Here is a 26,841-nt window from a genome sequence, read left to right on the forward strand (position 1 = left end):
ACATGTTAGCTTCTACAACATGTATCCTCTGCTTATATTATTACGACTTCTGATAAGCCGATTTCGATGATTTTACATAATAAACTGCGTGATCAACGTTAATAATATGATCTGGTTTTGGTTTACCACGACTCGCTCTATGTCCAGCTAAATGTTCTTCACTCGTTTCCCAGTTTTTCCATGCTTCTTCAGATTCCCAGCGAATCATAACTACAACTTCTTCATCTCCTCGTCTTACTTTTTTCACTAGCACACTTAAGTCGATGAATCCTTCAAATTTTTCAATAATTCCTTCTCCAGTGAAATGCTGCACTACTATATCAGATGTACCTTCTTTTACTGTAAATGTCTTAGTTTCGATAAACATATATCCCACTCCCTCTTTGTAATACGAATACTAGTATTCTTCCATTATAATTGATTATGATAATTATTTTCAATTATAAAGTTTTTAATTTTTAGAATTATGCTGACTTCTCCTCAATCGACTCATCCAAAAATTTAAAATACGGAAGCAATATCCCTATTAAAGAAGTGACACATATAATCGCACCGATGATAAAGTATAATACTCTTACTCCCCACATTTCACTCAGTATTCCGCCTAGAAACACACCTAATGGCATAGCGGATCGTATGAAAAATAGTCGCACTGAAAATACTTTTCCTATCATATTGCTTTGGACTGTTTGTTGGCATATCGTCGTGTTATGAACATTGAAAAATGCAATACAAATACCTGCAATTACTTCAATGAACACCGCAATTACTATACTATGATTGAACCCTAGAGAAATGTATGTGAGCCCTCCTATAAACAATCCTCCAAGCATAAGTATACGCCGGCTTTTATATGTTACTTTTCCGACTAGTATAGATCCAACTACATAGCCAAGTGGGAAACCTGCCATGAAATAGCCATACTCCGCATACCCCGCTGACAGCTCATCTTTTATATAAGGAAGATTTGTAACCATCGTTACCCCAACCCCAAATTGCACAAAAGTAAGAAATATACCGAGCCAAACGATTATTGGTTTTGTGAAAAAGTATGTAAAACCGTGAAGAAATTGCTCTAGCCACGTTTTTCGAAGTTCTTGCTTTATTCTCTTTTCTTTTATGAAAAGTAACAATCCTCCACTAATGAATAGACAAACGCACACAAAAAATAGTGTAAGCTTCATTCCAATAAAATTAATGACGATACCACCTAATACTGGCGCAAGAAACATCATGAGACGAGTCATCCCGTCTATATACGCGTTTGCGCCTTGAAGCTGCTCTTTACTTACAATGCTCGGTGTAATGGCTTGACTTGCAGGTGTATAAAGCGGTGTAATGAGCCCGATTATTATTTGAACGACATACACGTGCCAAACTTCTATATTACCAATAACTAACATCATTAAAGGTAGTAAGAAAACAGATGCCCGCGTCCATTGTGAAAAAATCATAATCCACTTTCGGCTCCATTTATCAATAAATGGTCCACTTATTAGTTGCAGTATGAGAGACGGGATAAAATATAATAACCACATACTGCTTAATGCTGTTTTTGATCCTGTTAACTCATATACAAGAATTGAATTACATAACGTCCCGAAAGCCCCGCCCAATTCTGAAATCGCGCTACCAATCCACATAAAAAAGAATGAACGATTTTTCAATACATTTTCCAATATAACGCACCAACTTTTCTATTAAATTCCTCCCTTTATGTACATTCTCGTTGTATATTATCTATTTAAAAATACTTCTAATTCTTTCGCTAACGACTGTACTGCTTTCTTTCTCAACACATATTTTCCGTCATGTATATCAACTAACTTTGCTGAACGTAATAATTTCAAATGATGATGTACTGTTGATTTCCCAAGTTGCAATCTTTCCGTTATTTCCTGCAATGTACGTTCTTTTTCAAACAACATTTTTACAATTCTTAATCTCGCTTCATCCCCGAGCGCCTTATGTTTATGTACTAAAAAGTAGCTCGGCTCATACGGATCTTCAGGATGTATACTTTCGTTTGCGACCGGATAATGAAACACTTTCGTGTCTTCAATATCTGCTTCTATATTCCACGGTCTGTACGTAATTTGCGGGATAAGAAATACATGATGCACACTTGGCTCTGGCATATATATAACGCCACCTGTTGCCCACTCGACAAACTCTTCCGGTTTCATCTTTTTATTCATTTCATTTTTCGCTTCATAATCTCGCTCTAGTATAGAAAGTAGTTGCTCTTCCTCTTTCTTAATAACACTCTCATACCATCCTGTCATAACAGCGATTAAATGTCCTTTTAATAATTGCATATCTGTATTACATATAAACTCAATATACGCAGAGAAAAATTGATGTTCCTGTGTTAATTCCATTAGTTCTTGTGCTGCTGAAACTTCTCCGCTAGCTGCTAAACGTCTCTTCTCTTGATGGATTTCCCCTAAAAACGGTAAGCATACATATTTAAAATCTAATTCTGATAGCGAATTGATATTGTGAGCAAACTGAGATAAGTCCGTAAAATCTCCATCATACAGTAACTGTAGCAACGCTTTCCACGTATTGTGCTTCTCGACAAATTGCAAATGCTCTATCATTTCATGAGGTAAAGATTGTCTTGTTTCCTCCCATTCACTTTGAGTCTTTTCAAGCGTGTCGATTAACCTCTTATGAGTAATTGCCGCGATGCCAAGTGCACATTCGAAAAGTATCGAACACTTCATTTGAACGTTGTATGTTTCCCTCTTTCTACTCGTTACGTGAAAGACTTCCATTTCATCCCCTCCTTATTTGCTATATATTAAATTCTATATCCACCGAATTATACCTTCTATATTTTTAGAATTTTTAATTTTAAGTTGCAGTTGATTTTCTTGTTCAACTATGAGGCAGGTTTCTTGAAGAGAAAGGAGAATTTATTGCAGTAAGAAAAATGATTTAGAAAGCATAAGCTTATTTCTGCAATTGCTACAACGGCGTCATATAGTTCTTTTAGAAACTTCAAAATATCAATCAGATGATAAGTAGGTATGTTTCTACCTAATTTCTCTAACACGTATTGTTGGTCTATCTCATAGTTAAGGAGGCTATACGAATGGGTAAAAAAGAAATATTACAAAATGGAGTCAAACAAGTTTTTTACGATGAAGAATGGTACCCACCGATATCAGAAGCGTTAAAGAATCTTACCGCTGCACAAGCATGTTGGCAACCAGAAGGAAAGTCCAGTAATACGATTTGGGAAAATGCAAACCATTTACTAACCTTTAAAGAGCGCTTACTTTCCCGCTTACATCAAGATGACACATTTGTTGCTCCACAAAATAATGATGACACGTTTGTCCAAGGTGGACCTAATGATGAGGATGCTTGGCAGCAAACAGTGAAGCGAACGCTTCAAGTACATGATGCCTTACAATCTTCATTAACATCCCTTCAAGAAGCAGAGCTGGATCAACCAAGTCCTTCTCTACCAGTTTGGCAACAATATATGAATATCCTTTTGCACGATGCTTATCATACAGGACAAATTATACAACTTCGTAAACTTCAAGGTTCATGGCCAGCTCATCGCTCATATTTATAAGTGATGATTAAAGAGGATAGACACGCATATCATTCTACATTAGCAGAATAATTACAAAAAAAAGGTAAATGAGATTCTAGCTCTCATTTACCTTTTTTGCATGTTGGAGAAACGTCCTACAATGAAATAAAATTCACCAAAGAATGTTCAAATGTATAAAGTAAAACTTTAATCAGTGGAATTTTGTCCATCCCTACTAATTATTAGCCCAAACCAATCGGGCATTTCCAGGCCATTATCTCCCATCTAACTTCTTCACATTCACACTTATCCATTCATCTGCGCATCGTTCAATATCCCAATGATTTCACTCAACATTTCCTCTGTAAAAGCACCTGCGCTAAAATTCACTAACGCTCGTAACGGCATATAGTTTAGCATAGCCCCCATCATTTCAGATGTATCACTATCCCCTTCAGCCATACTAGCAAACGGGCTATCTTTTAATGCTTTTTCCATAAGCCCTTTTGCGATTGGTGCTAAAATTGGGTCCACAAATATGTCCCCAAGTAAAGTATTACGATGCACTGGTTTTCGAATTATAGTCGTTGATTGAACATGCATGTTATCTTGTAAAACGATCTCTTTTGAAGATTTACCTACTAAAATCTCAAATTCACCTGTTTCAACATGCCAGTCCTTCAATTCAACATTATAATAAGCAAATGATCTTTTATTTAAAGTAAAGTTAACCGTTTTTTCTTCTCCTGGCTGCAATTCTATTTTTTCAAATCCTTTTAACTCTTTTTCAGGACGAATCATTGTGCTTTCAACATCTTTTATATAAAGCTGAACAATTTCTTTCCCCGCTGTACTACCAGTATTTTTCACGTTTACACTGACAGAAACTGTCTCTGTATCCTTTATTTCTTTCTTATCTACTGAAAGATTACTATACTCAAAGTTTGTATAGCTTAACCCAAAACCAAATGGGAACAATGGTTCAATATTTTTCTTATCGTAATAACGGTATCCGACGAAGACACCTTCTTTGTATTCCACTTTGTCACCTTCTCCAGGGAAGTTTAAGTAAGAAGGATTATCGCTTAAAACTTTCGGGAATGTTTCTGCTAATTTCCCGCTTGGATTCGCATCACCAAATAATAAATCAGCAATTGCTCCGCCTAATGCTTGCCCACCTAAATAGCCTTCAAGTATTCCTTTTACTTTACCTATCCATGGCATTTCAATCGGTGCTCCGTTACTTAAAACTACAACGATATTACTTTGAACCTCAGCAATAGCCTCAATTAATTGAACGTGATTTTCTGGCATTTGTAAATGCTTTCGATCAAAACCTTCTGACTCATAACGATCTGGAAGTCCAACAAAAAGAACCACTGTATCTGCGCTTTCTGCAATCTTTTTTGCTTCATTAATCATGTTTTCATCTATATCATCGCTAGCAAGATCATAACCTTGAGCAAATAGTATATTCGTTTTTTCGCCTGATACAGTTTCAATTTCTTCAAGAATACTCTCAAGTTTTGTTGGATTAATATGAGAGCTTCCACCGCCTTGATAACGTGGTTGCTTTGCAAATTCTCCAATTACCGCTACCGTTCCCTCTTTTTTCAGCGGAAGAATGGAATCTTCATTTTGCAACATAACCATACTTTCACTTGCAACTTCTCTAGCAAGCTGATGATGCGCGTCCTTACTATACACAGCGTTTTCTATTTGGTTATCATAAGCTTTAAAAATAATGTAAAGTAATCGCTCTACTGCTTGATCAAGCTTTTCTACAGATAGCTCACCACCATTAACTGCATCAATAATCTTCTTCTCACCAATTCCAAAGCTTGAAGGCATTTCCAACTCCAAACCGTTAGCTAAACCTTCAACACGCTCATTTACTGCACCCCAATCAGAAACGACAAAACCTTCAAATCCCCATTCATCTTTTAAAATATCATTTAATAAATAGTTATTTTCCGAAGCGTATTCACCATTTACTTTGTTGTAAGCACTCATTACTGTCCAAGGCTGTGCTTCCTTAATGACATCTTCAAAGCTAGCAAGATAGATTTCACGCAATGTTCTTTCATCAACAATTGCATCTACAGACATTCTGCGATGCTCCTGATTATTAGCAGCGAAATGTTTTAATGACGTTCCAATCCCTTGACTTTGTACGCCTTTCACATGATTTGCAGCCATTTGTGATGATAAATATGGGTCCTCTGAAAAGTACTCAAAGTTTCTTCCGCATAGCGGCGAACGTTTTATGTTTGCACCTGGTCCAAGGAGAACACCTACATTTTCAGCCTGACATTCCTCGCCTAATGCAACTCCTACTCGATTTATTAATTCTTTATTCCATGTACTTGCTAACCCTACTGCTGACGGGAAACAAGTCGATGGAATACTGTTATAAATCCCTAAGTGATCTGCTCCCTCTGCTTGTTTTCTAAGTCCATGTGGTCCATCAGTTACCATAATAGAAGGAATTCCTAATCGCTCAATCCCTTTTGTATTCCAAAAGTCTAATCCAGAACATAGACTTGCCTTTTCTTCTAATGTCATTTGTGAAATGATTTTCTTAATATCTCTTTTCATGATAGCCCTCCTAAAAAACAATTAAGTAAACGCTTTCTTAATGTCATTATAGTTATTATTTTTTAGATATTATGGTATATTTTTTAGAATACTTGTAAAAATTTTAGTTGATTATATTTATGATTACTTTGCAAAGTAACATAAGATGTACCCTCTTATTGTGAAACCTTCGCTTAAGAGCGGATTTTATGCTGCTTTTAACTTATACATATATTTAGCTGATTTTTAAAGAATTGAGGTAAAAATAATGAATTGCTCCAAACTAGAAGATTTATATTATATTTGTAAGCTAGTCTTTGACATACATAAAACACCTATCTTTTTCATTGATAACAAAGGGGATTTAGCATTTGAAATCTCGCCCAATTTTCAGCACAACCCTTTGTATTCTTCAAAAGAGGACTTACTTAATCAACTATTTAAGGAAAATCCACCCTATACTTTTCCAGTACTAGAAGAGACTTCTTTTCTTGAAAATTTCTTCTCAATTAGCTTACGTTTGAACGATCAACTGAGTGGGAATATCATCGTTGGACCTGTCCTCTATTCCAGATTATCAGAAACATCAATTAAAGGAATCGTTAATGATCTTCAACTAAAAATAGACAACGAGAAAATAATACGATATTATCATTCTCTCCCCATCTTAAGCAATTTGAATTTTTTAAATGTAAGTATGGTTCTTTATTACATGCTATATCAACAAAAATTAGATGTTGCTGATATTTTGCAAAAAAATATACTATTAAAAAAGGATGATTTTGAGATTGAACAGCCTGATATACAGATATCGGAGCAACGTCAAAGTACATTAACTCATATCGACCCACTAATTGAAAGGGAAATTTTCGAGTGTATTAAGCTGGGGAAAAAGGATGATTTAATTAAAAGTCTAAGGAGATTACCTGAATCAGGGGATCTTGGGGTGTTATCAAAAACAAGTCATTTGCGAAGCCAGAAGAATTCTGCCATCGCAGCAATTACACTTGCGACTAGATCAGCTATAGATGGTGGACTATTCCCTGAAATCGCATATACCCTCAGTGATTTATTTATTCAAAAACTCGAAGAAATAAATAAAAGTGAAGCCATTTCTCCATTTTTGGAGAATGCTTTACTTGAGTTCTCAGAACGAGTAAGAAATGGGACGATACAAAAACATTCAAAACCTATAAACGTATGTCAAAATTATATATTTACTCATCTGTACGAAGAAATCACACTATCCCAACTAGCAGGAATAGTCGCATTAAATCCTAGTTATCTATCTTCCCTTTTCAAAAAAGAAATTGGAATTTCACTAGGCGAATATATACAGCGAGCTAAGATTGATGAGTCAAAAAATTTAATGACCTTTACGAGACATTCTATATCCGAAATTTCTACACTATTAAATTTTCATGATCAGAGTCATTTTACAAAGGTTTTTAAAAAACATACTGGTGTTTCACCTAAACAATTTAAAAATGGATGTTTTTAATGCTTATTCTACTACTAAGAGCAACCTTCTCTCGTTCGACCAATAGATTTATTAAATTGCTTTATATTATTAATAAAAGCCCCCTCAACTCATGTTAAGGGGGTTTTACTAATAATGTAATATACGTTTTTTCTGTTTCCTTTCCATTCTCAATACATGGATTGTGAGCTAAAGGAAAACAAATTGTATAATTATTTCTCTAGCTTCTTCATATATCTCCTAATGTATGAAGAACTTTATTTTTAAAATTCAAATTCAATTTATGAGTTATTGGTCATTCCAAATACAAGCCCTGAAATATATGGAATTAACCAAATGAACCACACAATTACACTTAATGTGTGAAACTTTGCAATCATTTTTATATCCTTCTTCTTCAAAACTACAGTGGCCCACACAGCATGAAATAGCATAAGCAAAATTGCTGATAAACCCGTAATCCCATGAAAGCTAAATAGAGAACCTTCTGAAGCCATTTTCTCCATTAATGTAGTACCAATCGTATCGCATGCTAATCCAACCCAAAATATAATCACATGCCAAGGTTTTAATGTTTTTTGAATCTTTTCACTCCAAACCCCAATTGAATAAAAAATAAGTGCTGCTGTAATAAATGTAATAGCAGATGCTAGCACATCAATCACCCCTTTACAAAATTTCTCTTCCTATTACAAGTTCTATATTACATAAGGATTATGAACAGAGTATGAATGGAGCATTATCCTTCCAAATATATATAGATGGGCTATGTTTTGGCTAAACCAAATACATAGGGCCACTAAATCTTGTGCGCGATATTTACTTTTTCGTTTAACAAATCCTACATTTCTAGCTAATTGCTCTAAAGCATCAGGCGACGTGTATCGTTGCAACTCTTTAGAAAATAACCCCATTTCATCAGAAGTCGATAAATCCATACGAAAAACGCTATTCTTTTTGTATATTTCTACAAAAAGAATAGCGTTTTTTTCGTTCAATAGATACATTTTGTTAGCTTGATAGCGATGTAATGTGCCCCCTATAAATAATAATAAAAGATATAAGAACTCAATTAATTACCAATTTATTTTTTATGCACCACAAGTATTAATTAAAGTTGTTTTAGATATATAACCACCTAATGAAGATATATATAACCATTTAGATGAATTATCGTAATGTCCTTGGACATATTCTCCATTAACCCAAGTACCAGTTACATTAGTATCTTTATTAATGAAACCTACAACCTTAGCGCTAGCAGATGCTGTTTTTCGTACATTAGCGCCATATACACCTACTTTTCCTCCATTTGTACAAAGACCTGATACATCATTTTTTTGTAAAGGATGAATTGTTGAAAATGATGAGGTGAATTCAGTATTTTGGGCATTATCAGTAGATGCAAAAGCAGATGAATTAAATCCAAACAAAGAACAAACGAAAACCGCAACTAAAGAAAAAATAGACAAGCGACGAAACATTCTTTCTCCCCCTTTAATAGTATTAACAGTTCTTATCACTACTTTATGTTCCTTTCTAAAATTTTAAATTGAGAAACTTTTATGAAGACCTAGCTAGTTTGGAAGTTTGAAAATGATGAGGTGATACAAGTGCAAACAGGAGTTATTTGTAAACAATGTAATAATGAATACAAACATCTAAAGCAATATGATAAAAGGTTGGTGGTCCTCCATGCCCATCAACCTTTTATTATGAAGTAACACCTGAACGTATTATATTATTGTTTTTTATTAACAGACATAAAAATATTTTATTTGTTTTATTGATAATTTCTAAACACAATTATAAAACGTTTGTATATATATAAACTAAATCAAATTATGTTTTGTTTTATTGAAAGAGATAGGAAATATTAATAACAATAAAACAATGGGTATATCACCTACAAAGAGCCGTAAAAAGAATAGAACCAGTACGAAAAAGATACTTTCGTAAAAAAATTTTAAAAATAAGAATTATTTGCTCTTGAAGAAAAGTGACTAGAAAAGTTACAACCATATGGAGAATAAGGTTATACCAAAAAAAGTCTTAAAAGGGGGACAAAATTATGGAACAAAGAAAGTTTTCAGTAACACCTCAAGATCGAATGAATTATATATTAGGTCTTTATTCTGCAGATCAACAAATTAATGCAGTTCTTTATTTTCCTGTAGGTATATCAAAGAAAATACTTGAACAATCAGTAAGGATAACGTTACAATTGCAGCCGGTTTTGAACAGCCGGTTTGTAGAAAATGATATTCCTTACTGGGAGGAACATTCATCTGCCACTAACTCACCTATTTGCCTTTTTGCAGAAGGAAATGATCAAGAACTTGAAATAATGGCAATAGATTTTATTAAGGAACCTGGTGATCGTATTCAGGGGCCTATGGTTCAAACAAAATTATTACGAGGCACTGCAACAGATATATTAGTTGTGAAATTATCTCATCTATGCTCAGATGGTGCAGGGGTCAAGGAATATATTAATTTGCTTGGAGCAATTTATACTCAACTTTCCTTGGGACTATCCAAGAATCAAATTATAAAGGAATTTGGTGAGGGAAATGAGAGTTTTCGAGATCAATCACATGTATTCAAATATGCTGGAATATCGGACATAAAAAGCGCGTATCGTCCTAACCAAGAACAACAGACATCGTTATGGGCTTTTCCATCTCAACCCAACAAAAATAACTCCCCCCAAATGTCCGTACGGCGGTTGAACCATGAGCAATCTCTACGTCTACTCCAATGGACAAAAGCACAACAGGCTACCTTGAATGATGTAATCATGACTGCATACTTCCGAGCTTTATCACATTTCACTGTGTATGCAGAACCTCGTACCTCAGAAAAAATGATCGGTTTAACAATTGATTTACGTCGATATCTGCCTAATTATACAACTGGGGCTATTTGCAACTTATCCGGCATGGAAATGCCAGTGATTAAAATGGAGGATGATGAATCATTTAATCAGACTCTCGTCCGAATTAAACAATCAATGGATAAAATAAAGTCTCAAAATCCAGGTCTTTCTTCAGCAGCAGGAATGGAGCTACTGGCAGGTATGAAGCTATCTGTGGTGAAGGAAATGTATAATCAGCAATACGAACAGGCTTTACAGATGGGGATGGCGTTGCCGTTACTGACAAATTTCGGGGTGATCGCTGATGAACCTATTCAGTTTGGTGAAGTTCAAGCTGAGGACGGGTATATGACATCGCCCATTATGTATGCGCCATTCTTTTCAATGGGTGCAAGCTTTTATAATGGAAGACTTACATTTACGATTGGTTATCATACACCGGATACATCAAAAGAAAAGGTGGACAAATTTTTAGAAAGTGTTGTTAATCAACTATCATAAATAAAAGAGAATATAGCGCAAAAATTTCTAGCAGCATTGTATTTTAGGGGCTCGTCCCCATGTCTATCAAGTTAACAAAACAAAATACCCCCTGAAATGAAAAAAGACGTTATTCTTTCTGAAAAATCATCGGAAAAGATAACGTCTTTTTATCAAACTTTTTTACAAGTTATCAATCTTTATTATAAAGTGAAGCTTTAATCAGTGGGGTTTTGTTCATCTCCCACTAATTATTAGCTCACACCAATCGGGCTCTCCTTTGTTTATATGCCATTTATTAAACTATTTTGTTCAAATTTAATTAATATACAAATACTTTTGATGAGCTTTCCTCTAACAAACTAGAATTATAATTAGGTGCTAGTACGATGTTTGTATATGTTCCTGTACCCGAAAGGTATTTGTACCTATGTTTTAACCCTGATGGAATAAAAACAGATGCTGGACTTTCAATTATTTGCAATTCTCCTTCAATTTCCACTTCACACATGAGACCAGTACCATCTATTCTATTCCCCCAAAAAATAAAGGCACTATCACAATGATGTGCATGAGTATCTACATGCCCTTCTAAGTTCTCATCCATATGGGCGTCGTAAAATACACGCTGTATTACATAAAATGAAGCACGTTCATCAGTTCTATAATCCATCTGTACCCAACGCTCTCCTGGACCATCACGATGATATAAAAGCTCAGATGCTCCTTTTACAAATGGTTTACTAACTCGAAGAGACTTTGAAAGCCGAGGCCCTTTTCTTTCTATACGTTTTTGTTGTATGTTCCTTACTCTTCCTAACATTTCAGGTTGAATACCCTCGTATGCTGAATAATTCTGCTGAACAGCTTTTATATGATAGGATGCAGTATGAGTAAATATATTCTTTCCAATAATCGGTCTCCAATGATCTACTTGACAACCAGTAGCTAATTGGAGAGATTGCGTTAATTCAGGAATCATCTGTAGTTTAAAGCACTGTAGATTACGCTTTTGAGATAAAATTACTGATAAATTTAGCAAATCAACAATCCCAGCACGTTCACCTATTCCGCACAATGTAGCATCAATGACAGATGCCCCCGAATCGATTGCAGCGAGAGCATTTGCCATGGCTAATCCTAAATCATTATGAAGATGAACTTCAATCTCACAAGGGAATGTCTCAACAGATTTCTTCACGATTGTCGCACACTGACCTGGCTCCCAAATTCCTACAGTGTCTGCTAAACTGATTCGATCTGCTCCAGCTATATGTGCAACCTGTCCAATGTAGGCGATATCTTCCCATTCCGTTCGTGAAGCATCTTCAATAGTAAAACGGATTTTCATTCCTAAAGATTTTGCTTCTTCAATAGCTTGTTTCACCTGATTAATAACATAATCTTTTGATCGATTGGTGTATTTTGTTTGTAAAGAAATAGGATTAATAGACGCCCAGATTCCTATCCAATCGGCACCAGCACGATAAGCCGCTTGAACTTCTTCTTCTTTCGCCCGAGCATGCATAAGTATTTCGGCATGCTTTGCAGATGCTGCAACTTCTCGGCAAATCTCTTCTTCTTCTTCAGAGATGCCAGGGTGTCCAACTTCAATAAGACTTACTCCAAAATCCTCTAACTTGTGAAGTAATGTAATTTTGTCTTCCTTGGAGAAACGAATACCACATTGTTGTTCTCCTTCACGTAAGGTAGCATCTAATATTGTTAAACCCTTTTTCATTCCTGTTTGCCTTCTTTCGCCTCTATAAAGTTTAATGTTTGTTCGAATAGGATATTACGATTCTTTTCATACACAGCCCAGTGTGTTGCATCGGGGATTACTACTTCTTTTTTTTGTTTTGCACTTGTTAATTTTGACATCATATTTCGGTCTGCAAATATGTCATCTTCCCCGTAAATGACAAGTAATGGAGTGGTAATCTTAGATGCATCATATAGAGGCTGATTTTTCCAAATATAAAATAAATCTTCAAGTGGACCAACTGGTCGACGAATCGTTTGATTATTATTCTTACTCATAGGATCTGAATCAATAAAAACTTGTTTTACGGCATCCATTGCTTCGTTTGTAACAATTTTTTTATTTCCCATCATCATATGCCAATGATGCATTCCTTTATCAAAGTCTACGATTTGATAAGCTGGTGCTTCAGGATTAAACTGATTAGGTTGTAGTGGGTTTTCGAAAGGTTGTGTCATCATAGGAAGTGTGAACCCATGCATATACCCATATAAAATAAGCTTATTAATATCTTGAGGATGGGATATTGCATAATTTCCAGCCACAACGCCTCCATATGACCATCCAACAATATGAATTTTTTTTACGTTTCTCTTCTTTTTAATCCAATCTACAATCGTTTCTAGATCTTTGGTTGCATCATTCAAATGAATAACCGGACGGTTTTGGGAAGAAGGATCTGACATTTCTTTAGGGCGAGAAGAACGACCAAACCCTCTGAAATCCATAGCCCAAGTATCATACCCTTTTTTGGCATACTCATCCATCCATGAAAATTTTGGTACATCAAATGCCTGAGCTGTAGGTACACTAAATGGTTCTAAAAATAAGATAATTTCATCAGATGTATACTGTTTTTTATTATTTAAGTTTTTATGAAGTAAAAATAATTTTTCTTCTCCTTGCTGAATTTCTAATTCTTGTTTTACTACTTTAGAAGTTTGATTATTTCGAGAAGTTTCTTTGATATTAGAACAACTAGACATAAGTATTATCAAAAAAATCCCTACTAAACTAATGTGTGTCCATTTTATCTTCATTTAGAATATTCCTTTCATTTCATAGAAATAATAGCTATGATTCCCGCCGCGATAATTAATCCGGCTGGTAATCCTTTTGTAAATATTACGGCAATAAGAGTACCTATTAAGACACCTAACAATATCGTAGGATTCATAGGTAGAACTCCTACACCTTTTCCTCCTATGTATGACACAGTAAAACCTGCTAGAATGGATCCTAATCCGATAGGAGAGGTAATTAATTTTATTACGTTTTCACTTGTAATCTTTCCAGATGTGATTGGTACTAAAAGGAATAGCATCAGAAAGAAAATACCAATTGGAAAAGAATATTGTTGAATAAGATGTAATAAAGTTTTTTGTCCAACAGCAAGTAAAACTCCTAATAAACAAGCCGCACCAGCTAGCGCATAATCCTTAACAAGCAGAGCGAGTGTAACAATAATCCCCAGTAACAAAAAAGGAAGCATATTCTCTTACCTCATCTATAATGTTGTATAATCCCAACTATCATTTTCAGGTACAGACACATGTACCATATTTTGATTTGCAAAGTTAATTTGGATTAAATTTGGACTTATTACAGGTTTTAAGTCTTCTCGATTTATTATAAATTTAAATGCTTCAAAGCTTGCTAGAATGCCTACTATATTCGCAACAGGAGAGATTACCGCCCATGGTCGATTTTTTTGCACATAACTATTTGCCCAGTTCTCATCCGCGCCGTACGTGACAGAATGAAGAGCACGCCCATCTTTTAGTTTATGAATTTCATCTTGGATTTCTGTTGTTAACTCTTTTTGATAAGACGGATATCCTAACGCAATTTCATAGGGTGTAGAGTCAGGAGTAAAAGACATGACGCCACCTCTAAATGGAGGCGTCACCGCAATCCAAATTGAAGGGATTCCTAGTTTCTGAGCTGTACGATGGATAATCACTCTCGCTACTAAATTATCAGTTGCATCTATAATGATATCTGTATTCGTTAGAAGCTCTAATGCATTGTCCTCGGTAACAAATTCTTTTGTTATCTCTACTTGTAATAATGGATTAATGTCTTGCAAAATTTCTAAAGCGACCTCTGCTTTTCGCTGTCCTAATTTACTGATGGAACTTAGCATTTGTCGATTGATATTACTTGTTTCAAATACATCTTGATCAATAACATGTAAAGAACCCACACCCATTCGCGCCAATTGGATAAGCGTAATTCCTCCTACGCCCCCTGCTCCAACTACAGTAACTCGAGAATTTTTTAATTTCTCCTGCTCCTCTACAGAGATAACACCAATATTTCGCGTAAAACTTTCTTCATATATATTTTGCATATCATTATTTTTTGTTAACAAATTGTATTCCTCCTTACAGTGTTTTATAATCCCATCCACCTTTTGGGACTTCTTTTACTTGAACCGGGATATGACTATCTAAATCTATTACAATGCCTTTAGGCGCTCTAGCTAGAGGTTCACGACCAGTTAAAACTTGTATTGCTTCATGAAAACTAAATAGTGACAATAGATGAGCACGCATCGGCGTGATAATCCATCCTGCTTTTCCATCACAAAAATCTTGCGCCCACTCTTTTGGTGCGCCTTTCTCCACAGAATACCAAGCTCGACTTTTCTTTATATCAGCAATCTGTTGTCTTAATTCTTGATTTGTTAATTTGCATCCGACACTTGAGATATTTAATGCTTCTTCATAAGGAATTCCGGATGGGAAAAATGTAGAAACAAATCCTCGTGTTGGGGGGCTACCTGACATCCCTACACTTGGTATACCTAATTCTCTAGCTGTTCTATGTATAATGACTCTTGAAGGCATATCATCTACGGCTTCTAGTACGATATCATGCCCTTTTATAAGCTCGATTACATTATCTTCATCGACTCTTGTTTGGATAAAGTTTGTTGATATATAGGGATGTATATCTTTTACAACCTGTTCTGCAACTTTTGCTTTTGGTTCACCTATAACACTAGAAAGCGCTAACATTTGTCTGTTAATATTAGAAACTTCAAATTCATCGGGATCAACACCGGTAATATGCCCTATTCCCATTCGCGAAAACAGAATTGCTTCATATCCACCTACTCCCCCTAGTCCAAAAATAATGACCTTCTTATTTCGAAGACATTCTTGTTCCTGTTCAGAATACACACCAATATTTTTCTTAACCATTTCCCAATAATATGAATCCATATCCATTTTGGAGTCTCCTTTATATGTAGTAACCATTTCAAAAAATAAGTCCTGTATATAAAAATAGTCTACAAGTATGTCGTTTTTGTGTGCTATTTGTAAAAAAATAAAAAAACTTTCAATTCTAATTTTTAAAACAAATGAAGAACTTGAAGATTTAAAGGAGGGAAGAATCAGGTTTTCCACTTTTAAACTACAGGAATTCCAATGGGTTTCAGGTGAAGATATAGACAATGTAACTCATTTCTTATCTATAAGATTCTTTTTATATGATAAAAGAGGAATTGTAGGTATTGAGGTTGTAACTGACAATAATCTATCAAAGCCTTACTGGATGCGTTCAAACCTGTTTATTCTTACAGAACTTAATCAAATTGATGATTTTGCAAAAAGAATAGGTTACGCATACCCGACTCGATTAATTTAGCAATAGGCTCATCGTCATTTGTTTCTGCTCCTCCAGATACATAGCTTAACATCTTTTCTCTTATAAACTTATGTACAATAGGGACGGGAGCTGGAATAGATGCAAGAATCATCTTTATGCGTATTTACGCAAATACAAAGACTGGATCCAATAAACTAGCCGTAGCAATATGCTCAGGATTATATCTGGCCAAATTCATTGTTGTCCGACCTCCAATGGAAACACCCCCGATATGCACTTTTTCTAAGCTTAATCCTTCAATTACTTCATTTAACCATTCTGCTTGTTGTTTTTGGTTTTCAATCGCCTTCGTTTGCACGCTCATTCCAGGTTCACCGAGTAAATCTATCGTGTAAACTGGCCTTTGCTCCCTTAGCCCTTCTAAATTGGGCACCCACATTGGAGTGGATGCACCACGTCCAGGGAGTAAGAGTAGGGGTTCCTTATGTTTGTTTTCCTCTTTAGTAAAGTAATAAGCACGAATTGTGCCATATTTAGTTTTTATATCTTTCGTATCGTTAGGATTTTGAAGAAGTGCCATTGATTCATCGTAAGCAATTTAAAAGTCTTCCTTTCCTTTTTCAGATGTAAAGTGACCAATCTTATTATCATCTCTCTTCATTTGAATTCCTCCTTGCTACAAATATATTGATGAACTTTATCAATATATTCATGGCAATAATCCATTAAAAATTTATCTTCTTTAAGCCTAGTGAATAGGCTAATCATTCCGAATATCCTAAACTGATAATAAGCATTTTCATTTATAATTCACGACCAATTTATGATTTCAATTGGGGCCAACTTATGAGTTAAAAAACATATTACATTATGTTTTTTGTTTTTAGATATGATAATTACCAAATTTATTTTGATAAAAAAACGCTCTTACATCTAATTCTGTAAGAGCGTTTTTTTACTTACTTATTTTCAAATCTCATTTTTACATAATAACTTTCCGTTTTTTGGATTTTAGTTTTACAGCCTCCCTATTTTTTGTAGAAAATCCTGTATAATTACCTTCACAAAAAATAAATTCATGTTTAATATTGTAAACCCATTATCTTTGTTATTTGTTTGAAACGCTCCCCAATATCGATTTAAACAAAAACTCCCCTTAAATCAAAAATGATTACGGGGAGTCAGTTAAATATGATGAAGTTACAGTTCGGATTTCACTTGAACAGAAACATTGTTTTTAATTAAATTTTTGACGTCTTTAAAGGTAACAAAATTGTTACTTTGCTCATCCCAAAGACGGAAACGAATTGAACGCAAGCTTGTGGCAAGAGTAATCGTTGGTACATTTTTTAAAGGAAGCGTATTATTGTGTGCCTCTTCTAGTTTATAGTTAGGTACTCTTGGACTCAAATGGTGAACATGATGATATCCAATATTACCAGTTAGAAATTGCAGAATTTTCGGAAGTTTATAAAATGAACTTCCCTCCACTGCCGCTTTCACATATTCCCACTCTTTATCTTCTTCAAAATAAGAATCTTCGAATGTGTGCTGTACGTAAAACAGCCAAATACCTACTGAACCTGCTATTAAGAATATCGTACCATGTACTAAAAGAAACGATTGCCATCCGATTGCCCAGCAAAGTACCCCTACTAAAGCAACAATTAAAACATTCGTCAAATAAGTGTTCATGCGTTCTTTCTTTCTAGCACCTTTTCTGTTAAATCTATTTTTAAGAAGGAAAACATAAATCGGACCTAATCCAAACATAACCAACGGATTGCGATATAAACGATATGCTAAACGGCGTCTAAATGGTGCTGCTAAATATTCATTCACTGTAAGCGTCCAAATATCTCCTGTACCTCGCTTATCCAAATTACCACTTGTAGCGTGATGAACGGAATGCTCATGCCCCCATTGATCAAACGGGAATAAAGTTAAAACACCCATACATGTTCCTACTATTCTATTTACACGGCGACTTTTAAAAAAAGAATAATGGGTACAATCATGAAAAATAATGAAAATCCGTGTCATAAATCCAGCTGCTAACAGAGATGGAACCAATGCTAACCAATAAGAAACGGACAAACTTTTATAAGCAAGGTACCATAAGATAATAAATGGCACTACCGTATTGATGATTTGCCAAATACTTTTTTTTGCCGTTGATTTTTCAAAAGGAGCAACTTGTTTTTTTAAATTTTTAGTATTTTGTAAGGTCATTTTTTCTAATTCCTTTCCTTTTTGTTGCTAATTCGTATTATAACACATTATTAGTAGTAGGTGTTATATGTAGGTATAATAAATATTTTATAATATAAAAATCTCTTTTTTCTTACTCATTCCTTACAAATTGCTTACGTCGAGAATAGCTTCTATTAATGCTAGCCTCATTATCTTTTTACGAAGATTCGTCATTGGTGTTCCTCCATAAGCTGTTTTCGACATCCTCAATGTAACATTCGTATGTAAGCAAGGATTTTATTTTACATAACATTTACGTAAGCTTATATTTATTCTTTTTTATTATTAATTCTCCATTGTCACGAAACTAACAATAACCAGTTTTCTAAAACGATAAAAAACGAATAACATACACAATGAACGTAATGTTCACTTGTTGCAACTGATTTTACCGGAACTGGATCTATTTCATGAAACAAATCAAATTGCATTTCAAATAAAAAACTAGTCTATTTTGAAAACTCCCCTCACTTTTATTTAACTTTTATTCTATATAAAATGTAAAAATTTAATGTCCGTTTATTTAATTTTAAATCTATGATATATTCAAAATATTAATCACGCAAAGTTAATAACATGAAAAAAAGGTAAAATTACGAAAAATACATTTTATATTCATACTAAAATCACATAGTTTTTAGTATAGAAAGGAGATTCAAAATTTGAATAAGAATTTAACCAAAATTACATTAATAAGCGGTATCGCTCTTATACTTTATCATTTTTTCAAATGGTATTTAGTTGAATTCCTTACCCCATTTGTTATGCCATTTCTTTCAATAATAGTTCATGGATTGTTTTTCTTAATATTAATTTTCACAATCATACATCTCATTAAATACAAAAATTGGAAACCGTTAATTATTCAACTAATCATAGTAATTACTTGGATATGTATACCATTTAATGAGATTTATATAAATTTAGATTTTATTATCTATAAAGAAGACCGTGAAAAAGTTATAGCACTTATAGAACATAAAGAGTTAACTCCTAATGTTCATTATGATAGTAGACAAATTCATTTACCTAAACAGTTTGCATCCACTTCCAAAAACGGTGGGGATGTAATTATTCAACAAAATAAAAATGGTATTTCTGTTTTCTTTTTTACTTATCGTGGTATATTAGATAATTTTTCAGGATTTATTTACACACCAAATGATACTAGACCAAACAAATACGACTTTAATAATGAATATAAAGAGATCACAAAAATAGAAAAAAGCTGGTATTATGTCACATCATATTAAAGAACACAAAAATTTTCTTTTAATTATATTAAAAACATACCGTATTTATAGAAAGGGAGCGCTTGTATACTATATACTGATTTGTACTGTATTCCCTAATTAGGCCCAACACGAATTCTTATCGTATTAGCTCATTCAAGGTGATGCAATTTTTTCACAAGCGATACATCTTTTTTATCATATACGTCGCTTTAACACCACTCAATATAGAGGTTGCTGTTTCAAATGACTCGAACCTTAACATAGGAGTAGCATCACACATCCGTCAACTTAAGAATTGTCTCGTTTTGGATTATTTGTTTTTCTCAACTTGATTGTGACAGGGCACTGCCAACAAAAAGCGATTTTCGTACGCTAAGCGATCTTTTATATAAAAAAGCCGATTTCCTGTAATCTAGAGGATAATCGGCTTTTTACTATTCATTTATTTGTAGTAGTTGAAGAAATTCTAAAGGTATAATCATATTAATTATTATCTATAAAACAATCCGTTTCTCAGTTTCTGAATCGAAATAATGCACTTTATCCATGTTTAAACCAAGCTCTATATTTGATTGGTTTTGCACATCTAAAGAAGTGTCTACACGAGCTACAAAAGATTGTCCATTTAAGTTGGAATATAGATATGTTTCTGCCCCCATTAATTCTGCTACATCAATAGATACCGTTACTTTTGCGTTGTACGGTAAAGCCCCGATTGCTTCTCCATAATAAAAGTCTTCTGGACGTATTCCTATTATGATTTCTTTATTCGTATAGCCCTTATTTCGCAAGCCTTTCATCTTCTCTTCTGGCACTTCAATTTCCCACTTATCAATCATAAGCGCGTTATCTGTTAATACCCCTTTGAAAAAATTCATTCCAGGGGAGCCAATGAATCCTCCGACAAATACATTCTCAGGATTGTCATACACTTCTTTCGGTGTACCGACTTGTTGTACAATCCCATCTTTTAGCACAACTAAGCGCGTTGCCATCGTCATCGCTTCTATTTGATCGTGTGTAACATACACAGTTGTTGTTTGCAACTGCTTGTGCAACTTTGTAATCTCAGCACGCATTTGAACACGCAACTTCGCATCTAAGTTTGATAAAGGCTCGTCCATTAAAAATACTTTTGCATTTCGAACAATTGCTCGGCCCAAGGCAACACGTTGGCGCTGCCCACCTGAAAGTGCCTTTGGCTTTCGGCTTAAATACTGCCCAAGCCCAAGAATTTTTGCTGCATGTTGCACACGCTGGTCAATTTCTTCTTTACTATATTTTCGTAGTTTTAATCCAAATGCCATGTTTTCATAAACACTCATATGCGGATAAAGCGCATAGTTTTGAAATACCATTGCAATATCTCTATCTTTCGGTGTAATATCATTTACACGCTTTCCATCAATATAAAAGTCGCCCTCTGAAATCTCTTCAAGTCCTGCAATCATACGTAATGTTGTAGATTTCCCACACCCTGAAGGGCCAACCAAAACGATAAATTCTCCATCATTTACTTCTAGGTTAAAATCTTTTACGATTGTCACATCATGATCATATTTTTTGTAAATGTTTTTGAATGATAGTTGAGCCATAATATCCTCCTAGAATTTGAGCTATATTTATACATATTGCTAAAAATTATGATGACATGAATTATAAAATCTTCGAAATATCCTTCATACTGTCTAAAATATAATCTGCTTTTCCTTCTAAATCTTCTTTCCTACTCGCACCCGATAAGACGCCCACTATTTTAATGTTACTATTTCTCGCAAATGTAACGTCTGTTAATGTATCACCTACCATAAGCACATCTTCTTCAGTTAGAGAAAATTTTTCTTTAAACATATGATAAAAATCACTTTCCGGTTTTGTTCTATTCACACCATCATCTGCACCTAAAAAATCTACGTAATCATATAACTCAGTCATTTTCAGAGAATGAATCGCTGCATCCACATCGTCTGCCGTAACAACTCCAATAATATATTCATTGTTTTTTAAATATCGTAACGTTTCCTTTGCACCTTCCACTTCTGTAAATACAAGATCATCTGCTGTAGAGTACTTTTTGAATAAAAGACATACATCATGAATGAAACTCTCTTTATCCACATGTTGATTTTCTAACAACGAGTACCATGCAGCCGCAATAAAGTAATTTGTGCGACATGCTAGTAAACTCGTACTCTCAAAATCGTTATCATTCATACCAATAATCGATAAGTAATCATCTCTTTTACTTTTTTCATTTGGATACGTTTGAAATATATCCTCTAACACACGATGCACAATTTTGTACCAAACTGAATCTAACTGTATTAATGTTCCATCTTTATCAAAAATAATTGCTTTATTCACCTTTTATTCCCCCTATAACTTCATTCCATGTTTTCATATTTTTAATCTCAACTTTATTATGAATAGGATTAATAAACGCTACTAACTCGTCCTCTTCCCATCCCTCAACCCTAGCATACGCCCCTTCATTTAATGAAAATTCAAAAGTTACGTTGCTGCCAGATTTTTGTTCAATTATTTGCCCATTTATTATTAGTCTCCACTCACACGGTTTGTCAGTAGAAATGTTGTAAATAATATTTCCTTTAGCCTCATCACCGACATAAATCGTTTCGCCTTCGTTTTGAATATCTATCGCTAGTTTTCTAAATCGAGAGAAATAAATTCGTCCCTTTTTGATTGCAGATTTTAAGTTTTTAATAGATAAACCATTACATAATACATATGTTCCTGGATCACCATAAATCGATGGGTCTTTTGATCCAGGGAATGTTTTAGACGGATGCAAATGAGAATCACTTCCTCCTATTCCCCAGATTTTAAGGCCGTTTGACCACATTTGGTCGAAACAACGTAAAGCTTCTAAAGTGGATGATTTACTTTTTTTATAAGTTGGATCACACATAATTTCCATCGTATGAACATTTTCTAAGTTAATATTCACTTGGTTCGCCCAAGGCTTCATAAACGGATGATTCACACTCAATAAATAACCTTTTTCTTTCAAGAAAGAAAATAGTTCATTCATTGTTTCTGCGCTAAACGATTCATCTACATACTTTGTAAAATCAACGTATTCCTTTATCCCAAATATGTTGTAATGACCGTAAGGAGTTGTAAGTTCCATAGATGGTATAATTAATGTGTTTCCTTTTTGATACGATGGCATAACAATATTGTGTTCCGTCGCATATAAAAAATCTAATTTCTGTTTTTCACATACTGTCATTCCAAGTTCATCATCTATCTCGCCATCAGTTAAATCTGTGTGCTCATGAAATTCTCCTTTGTACCAGCGATATTCTTCATTTATTATCTTTTCATAATTGTATTCATCAATAAAAACATTTTCCTTGCAAAAGTGCTCCCTATTATACTTTCGTTCCAATTGCTCATTCACTACTATATTTACTGTATAGTCAACTTTTACTCCAGTAAATTTCACTACTTTCTTTGCACAATGAGGGATATATATGACTTCTAATTCCCAATTACCAGACTGTATTTCTCCTCCTATACAACCAGCAGAACAAAATATTGAATCTTTCGAAACGACTAGTTTTTCATTTGCAACTGGCGTTTGATATTGTATACGTACATAACCGTTAGGGTCTCGCAAGATTAATAATAGCGGAATTTTCCGGTTGTCCCCTTGATCAATAGTTAATGTAAAGTTTGTAATATCAGTTTCATCCATTTGGAAACAATGTTTATTTTTTACGAATGGAGAGAGTGTTATCGTACTTGTTATTTCGATCATCGTTCTCACACCTTTTACGTTTTAATAAAGGAATTTTAGAGGCACTTCCTTCGTTCAAAAGCACCTCATGTTGGTGATATTACTTCTTCTTTTTCAGAACTTTATCTAACTCTTCTTGCGCAACTTTAGCTGCTTCATCTAATGCTTTTTTCGCTGGAACTCCTTCAATCTCTACTTTATCTTTCGCTACATTTAAGGCGTCATTAATTTTACCGCCCGTTGGATCTACAAATGGTCCCACTCCATAATTGTTAGCTTGTTCTAATGGAACTAATGCTTGTGGTTGTTTTTTAACGAATTCAGCATATGGACCATACTCTGTTACATTGTTACGAACAGGGATATATCCTGTAGCCATGGACCATTCAGCCGTTTTCTCCGTACTTGTCGCAAACTTCATAAAGTCATACGCGCCTTTTGCTACTTCTGGATCAATGTTTCTCGTTAATGTGAATAAATATGTTTCTAGTTTTGGCGCTGGTTTATTATTACCCCAAGCCGGCTGAGGTAATGCTTCAAATGTGTTAAGGCGTTCTTCTTCCGTCATTCCTTTTCCTAATGTTTTAAAAACAAATCCTTGATCACCAGATGATCCTGTAAATCCTAATGTTCTACCTTCAACTAAATCAATTACAGTTTTATCCCAATATTCCCATCCAGTACCACCTGAATGTATTTTCATAATTTTATCTTCATGTAGCCATGTACGGAATTTCTCCCATACCGAAACCCAAGTGTCATCGTTAATTAATACTTTTTTACCATCTTCGCTTAATACGTTTCCACCGGCACTGCGAACCGCATCAATTAAATTGGAAGTTCCCCACATTGGCATCCAGCCCGCATATGTCACATTTCCATTTTCACCACGTTTTGCGACTGTTTTTGCTACCTTTTCTACACCTTCCCACGTCTTTAAATCATCTTTTGTAAAGCCATTCTCCGCTAATGTTTTTTTATTGTAATAAAGAATTTGCGTTGTACCGTAGAATGGAATTCCATACAACTTCTCGTCAATTGTTGCTTGCTCCATAAACCCTTTTCCATAATCTTCTTTTTTGAAATTAGTATCATTTTTAACATATTCATCTATAGGTACGATTAACTGTTTTTTAGCATATTCTTGAATGACATCAGAACCTAGTAATGCAATTGCTTCTTGGTTATTCGCTGCAAATCCACTTTGTAACTTTTGATATGACTCATCGTAGCTACCCGCTTTTGTCGTTTTCACTACATATTTGTCCTGACTTTTATTGTATTCTTCCACAATCTTATCTACACGATCCGCAAGAGAGCCCCCTACTCCATTAATGAATGGAACAACAACCTTCTCCCCTTCTTTACTCGCTTTAACCGTACTCCCTTTTCCACCTGAACAACCCGCAAGTGCACTAACAAACAATGTTATAACTGTTAGAAGCATGAATAGTTTTTTCATCCCATAAATCTCCTTTACTATTTAATTACCCCTTTATTCCTGAATCAGTAACACCAGATAAGAACCATTTTTGTAGAATCAAAAATACGATTAAGAGCGGCACTGTTGCGATTGTACTTGCAACCATAATGTGTGACCAATCTCGCCCTAAGGAACTATTAATGAAATAATCAGCAATTCCATTCGTAATTAACTTTTGCGTATTATCTTTCAATATAAGAGCTGGCCAGACGTAATTATTATAATTACCAATAAATGTGACCAATCCTAGTGTTACAAATGATGAACGTGTCATTGGAAAAATAATCTTCCAAAGAATACGCCAATCACTTGCTCCATCAATTTTGGCTGCTTCTACTATTTCAAGACCAACTTTGTGGAACGATTGTTTTAAATAGAAAATACCGAATACGCTAACAGCCATAGAAATCATGTATCCAAAATGTGAATCGAGTAGCCCAAATTTCCCTAACATTACATATACAGGAACATACGAAACAGCTCCAGGAATCATATAGGTTGCCATCACGACACTAAATGTAATATTTTTACCTTTAAACTTGTAAAATGCTAACATATAAGCAAACAGTGCAGATGAAACAAGCACATATATAGTAATGATGAAAGATGTATAAAAACTATTAAATAAATATGTGTTAAATGGTAGTATGTCTAATACTTGCCGATAATTTTCCCAGTGAAATTCTTTAGGCCAAAAACCTCCTTGTAATACTTCACTAGATGTTTTAAACGAACCAAGTACCATCCATATGAATGGAAAAAGAAATAGTATACTTGATAATGCTAAAAAGAGATGCTTTACGATTAATGGACCTTTTTTCATATTATTCACCTTAATAGTTCACCCACTTATCACCTATTATTTTGTTAATAACAGATAGTAAAATTGTAATGATTAATATGATAAATGCGATTGCTGTTGCAGATCCCATATCAAACTGTTCAAACCCTTGTTGGAAGAATAAATACAGTAACGTACGCGTCGAACCACTAGGCCCACCTTGTGTTAAAATCTTTATTTGATCGTAAGCCTGCACCGAAGAAATTGTATTGACGACAACTAAGAAGAAAGTTGTTGATGAAACCATTGGCAGTGTTACATATCGAAATTTCTGCCATGAATTTGCTCCATCAATACTAGCTGCTTCATATAAACTATCTGGAACTTTTTCTAATGCGCCGATATAGAAGATCATCGTCCAACCAACTAATTTCCAAACTGTCATTATAATGACTGCTAACATCGCTGTTTTACTACTTTGAAGCCAGTCCAAACCTGGTATCCCGAAAAAGTTTAGCACTTTATTAATAACTCCAAATTGAGGTTCATATAAAAGTGACCACACAATGGATACAGCTATTGTTGGCGTTACCCACGGTGAAAAAATCATTAATTGGTACAATGCAGAACCTTTAAATTTTTTTCGGAAGAATAATGCGAAACCTAAGCCCAATGCAATTGTTGGAATGACTGTTCCAATTCCGAAATAAAACGTATTGAGCAATGCTTGCATAAAAGAATCTTGTGTAAATAAATTAAAATAGTTTTCTAAACCAACAAAATTAAAATCATTCGTCATAAAATCCCAATCAGTAAAACTAATACCTAAACTAATGAAATTCGGAATAATCCAAAACAAGATTAGAGGTATTCCAACTGGTAGTAAAAAGAACACAGCTTTTGATAGTTTTATTTGCATTCTTGCCACCTCCTAATTCATATTGTAAGAGTTCATTATTAACACAATGTTGTTTATTT

The 26,841-nt window shown here is 34.3% G+C and carries 22 protein-coding genes and 2 pseudogenes; 4 read left to right on the forward strand and 20 right to left on the reverse strand.

What is annotated here, in order from left to right:
• Nucleotides 1-40 precede the first annotated feature (40 nt).
• From hmoA to LUS72_RS14795, 3 genes are all read right to left on the reverse strand, one after another.
• A complete protein-coding gene (gene hmoA, locus LUS72_RS14785; RefSeq protein WP_097830404.1) occupies nt 41-367 on the reverse strand; it encodes a heme-degrading monooxygenase HmoA in 327 nt (108 codons plus the stop codon).
• 97 nt (nt 368-464) lie between these two features.
• A complete protein-coding gene (locus LUS72_RS14790; RefSeq protein ID WP_264446829.1) occupies nt 465-1,679 on the reverse strand; it encodes an MFS transporter in 1,215 nt (404 codons plus the stop codon).
• Nucleotides 1,680-1,736: 57 nt separating this feature from the next.
• Nucleotides 1,737-2,780, reverse strand: coding sequence for an ArsR/SmtB family transcription factor (locus LUS72_RS14795; RefSeq protein WP_264446831.1), 1,044 nt, complete (start codon nt 2,778-2,780; stop codon nt 1,737-1,739).
• A gap of 320 nt (nt 2,781-3,100) precedes the next feature.
• Here LUS72_RS14795 and LUS72_RS14800 point away from each other — a divergent pair, with 320 nt between their 5' ends.
• Nucleotides 3,101-3,592, forward strand: coding sequence for a DinB family protein (locus LUS72_RS14800; protein ID WP_097830401.1), 492 nt, complete (start codon nt 3,101-3,103; stop codon nt 3,590-3,592).
• A 267-nt stretch (nt 3,593-3,859) separates the two neighbouring features.
• Here LUS72_RS14800 and LUS72_RS14805 read toward each other — a convergent pair whose 3' ends face one another.
• The gene (locus LUS72_RS14805) at nt 3,860-6,151 is read right to left on the reverse strand and encodes a glycoside hydrolase family 3 C-terminal domain-containing protein (protein ID WP_264446835.1); all 2,292 of its coding nucleotides are present in this window, start codon (nt 6,149-6,151) and stop codon (nt 3,860-3,862) included.
• A gap of 247 nt (nt 6,152-6,398) precedes the next feature.
• Between LUS72_RS14805 and LUS72_RS14810 the strand changes: the two genes are divergently transcribed.
• Nucleotides 6,399-7,631 (forward strand): helix-turn-helix domain-containing protein, encoded by a 1,233-nt coding sequence (locus LUS72_RS14810; protein WP_264446837.1) that lies wholly within the window; start codon nt 6,399-6,401, stop codon nt 7,629-7,631.
• 260 nt (nt 7,632-7,891) lie between these two features.
• Here the strand turns inward: LUS72_RS14810 and LUS72_RS14815 are convergent, their stop codons facing one another.
• From LUS72_RS14815 to LUS72_RS14825, 3 genes and pseudogenes are all read right to left on the reverse strand, one after another.
• Nucleotides 7,892-8,266: an HsmA family protein gene (locus LUS72_RS14815; RefSeq protein ID WP_097830398.1), complete on the reverse strand. Its 375-nt coding sequence runs from the start codon at nt 8,264-8,266 to the stop codon at nt 7,892-7,894.
• A gap of 105 nt (nt 8,267-8,371) precedes the next feature.
• Nucleotides 8,372-8,548 (reverse strand): annotated as a pseudogene (locus tag LUS72_RS14820) (IS4 family transposase); the annotation flags it as partial.
• A gap of 153 nt (nt 8,549-8,701) precedes the next feature.
• Nucleotides 8,702-9,094, reverse strand: a complete 393-nt coding sequence (locus tag LUS72_RS14825; protein WP_097830397.1) for a hypothetical protein — start codon at nt 9,092-9,094, stop codon at nt 8,702-8,704.
• Between the two features lie 587 nt (nt 9,095-9,681).
• On the opposite strand from LUS72_RS14825, the gene LUS72_RS14830 reads away from it, so the two are divergent.
• Entirely contained in the window at nt 9,682-10,989 is a 1,308-nt protein-coding gene (locus tag LUS72_RS14830; protein ID WP_097830396.1) for a condensation domain-containing protein, read from the forward strand.
• Between the two features lie 301 nt (nt 10,990-11,290).
• Here LUS72_RS14830 and LUS72_RS14835 read toward each other — a convergent pair whose 3' ends face one another.
• The 7 genes and pseudogenes from LUS72_RS14835 to LUS72_RS14865 all read right to left on the reverse strand — a co-directional run bounded on the left by LUS72_RS14835 (nt 11,291) and on the right by LUS72_RS14865 (nt 18,580).
• On the reverse strand, nt 11,291-12,709 hold the full coding sequence (locus LUS72_RS14835; RefSeq protein WP_264446842.1) for a homocitrate synthase/isopropylmalate synthase family protein: 1,419 nt from the start codon (nt 12,707-12,709) through the stop codon (nt 11,291-11,293).
• Nucleotides 12,706-13,770, reverse strand: coding sequence for an alpha/beta hydrolase (locus LUS72_RS14840; RefSeq protein WP_264446844.1), 1,065 nt, complete (start codon nt 13,768-13,770; stop codon nt 12,706-12,708). The genes LUS72_RS14835 and LUS72_RS14840 overlap by 4 nt, the downstream gene beginning before the upstream one ends.
• 14 nt (nt 13,771-13,784) lie before the next feature.
• Nucleotides 13,785-14,222 carry a DUF441 family protein gene (locus tag LUS72_RS14845; RefSeq protein WP_097830393.1) on the reverse strand — a complete coding sequence of 146 codons (438 nt, stop codon included), beginning with the start codon at nt 14,220-14,222 and terminating at the stop codon, nt 13,785-13,787.
• 15 nt (nt 14,223-14,237) lie between these two features.
• The gene (locus LUS72_RS14850) at nt 14,238-15,104 is read right to left on the reverse strand and encodes a HesA/MoeB/ThiF family protein (protein ID WP_097830392.1); all 867 of its coding nucleotides are present in this window, start codon (nt 15,102-15,104) and stop codon (nt 14,238-14,240) included.
• A 13-nt stretch (nt 15,105-15,117) separates the two neighbouring features.
• Complete coding sequence (locus LUS72_RS14855) at nt 15,118-15,966, reverse strand: HesA/MoeB/ThiF family protein (RefSeq protein WP_097830391.1); 849 nt, start codon at nt 15,964-15,966, stop codon at nt 15,118-15,120.
• Nucleotides 15,967-16,358: 392 nt separating this feature from the next.
• A pseudogene (locus LUS72_RS14860) lies at nt 16,359-16,946 on the reverse strand (alpha/beta fold hydrolase); the annotation flags it as partial.
• 602 nt (nt 16,947-17,548) lie between these two features.
• The gene (locus tag LUS72_RS14865; RefSeq protein WP_071746362.1) at nt 17,549-18,580 is read right to left on the reverse strand and encodes a Delta(5) desaturase DesA; all 1,032 of its coding nucleotides are present in this window, start codon (nt 18,578-18,580) and stop codon (nt 17,549-17,551) included.
• A 683-nt stretch (nt 18,581-19,263) separates the two neighbouring features.
• Between LUS72_RS14865 and LUS72_RS14870 the strand changes: the two genes are divergently transcribed.
• The gene (locus LUS72_RS14870) at nt 19,264-19,854 is read left to right on the forward strand and encodes a hypothetical protein (protein WP_071772901.1); all 591 of its coding nucleotides are present in this window, start codon (nt 19,264-19,266) and stop codon (nt 19,852-19,854) included.
• Between the two features lie 476 nt (nt 19,855-20,330).
• On the opposite strand, the gene LUS72_RS14875 is transcribed toward LUS72_RS14870, so the two are convergent.
• The 6 genes from LUS72_RS14875 to LUS72_RS14900 all read right to left on the reverse strand — a co-directional run bounded on the left by LUS72_RS14875 (nt 20,331) and on the right by LUS72_RS14900 (nt 26,782).
• Nucleotides 20,331-21,431, reverse strand: coding sequence for an ABC transporter ATP-binding protein (locus LUS72_RS14875; RefSeq protein WP_097830390.1), 1,101 nt, complete (start codon nt 21,429-21,431; stop codon nt 20,331-20,333).
• Between the two features lie 61 nt (nt 21,432-21,492).
• Nucleotides 21,493-22,200 (reverse strand): HAD family hydrolase, encoded by a 708-nt coding sequence (locus LUS72_RS14880; protein WP_264446852.1) that lies wholly within the window; start codon nt 22,198-22,200, stop codon nt 21,493-21,495.
• Nucleotides 22,193-23,620, reverse strand: a complete 1,428-nt coding sequence (locus LUS72_RS14885) for a CehA/McbA family metallohydrolase (RefSeq protein WP_097830388.1) — start codon at nt 23,618-23,620, stop codon at nt 22,193-22,195. The genes LUS72_RS14880 and LUS72_RS14885 overlap by 8 nt, the downstream gene beginning before the upstream one ends.
• A gap of 79 nt (nt 23,621-23,699) precedes the next feature.
• Nucleotides 23,700-25,061: an extracellular solute-binding protein gene (locus tag LUS72_RS14890; protein WP_264446855.1), complete on the reverse strand. Its 1,362-nt coding sequence runs from the start codon at nt 25,059-25,061 to the stop codon at nt 23,700-23,702.
• 25 nt (nt 25,062-25,086) lie between these two features.
• A complete protein-coding gene (locus LUS72_RS14895; RefSeq protein WP_264446857.1) occupies nt 25,087-25,905 on the reverse strand; it encodes a carbohydrate ABC transporter permease in 819 nt (272 codons plus the stop codon).
• Nucleotides 25,906-25,915: 10 nt separating this feature from the next.
• On the reverse strand, nt 25,916-26,782 hold the full coding sequence (locus LUS72_RS14900) for a carbohydrate ABC transporter permease (protein WP_001165981.1): 867 nt from the start codon (nt 26,780-26,782) through the stop codon (nt 25,916-25,918).
• Nucleotides 26,783-26,841: the final 59 nt, after the last annotated feature.

This window comes from Bacillus cereus (assembly GCF_025917685.1).
In the GTDB taxonomy this organism is placed as follows: domain Bacteria; phylum Bacillota; class Bacilli; order Bacillales; family Bacillaceae_G; genus Bacillus_A; species Bacillus_A cereus_AT.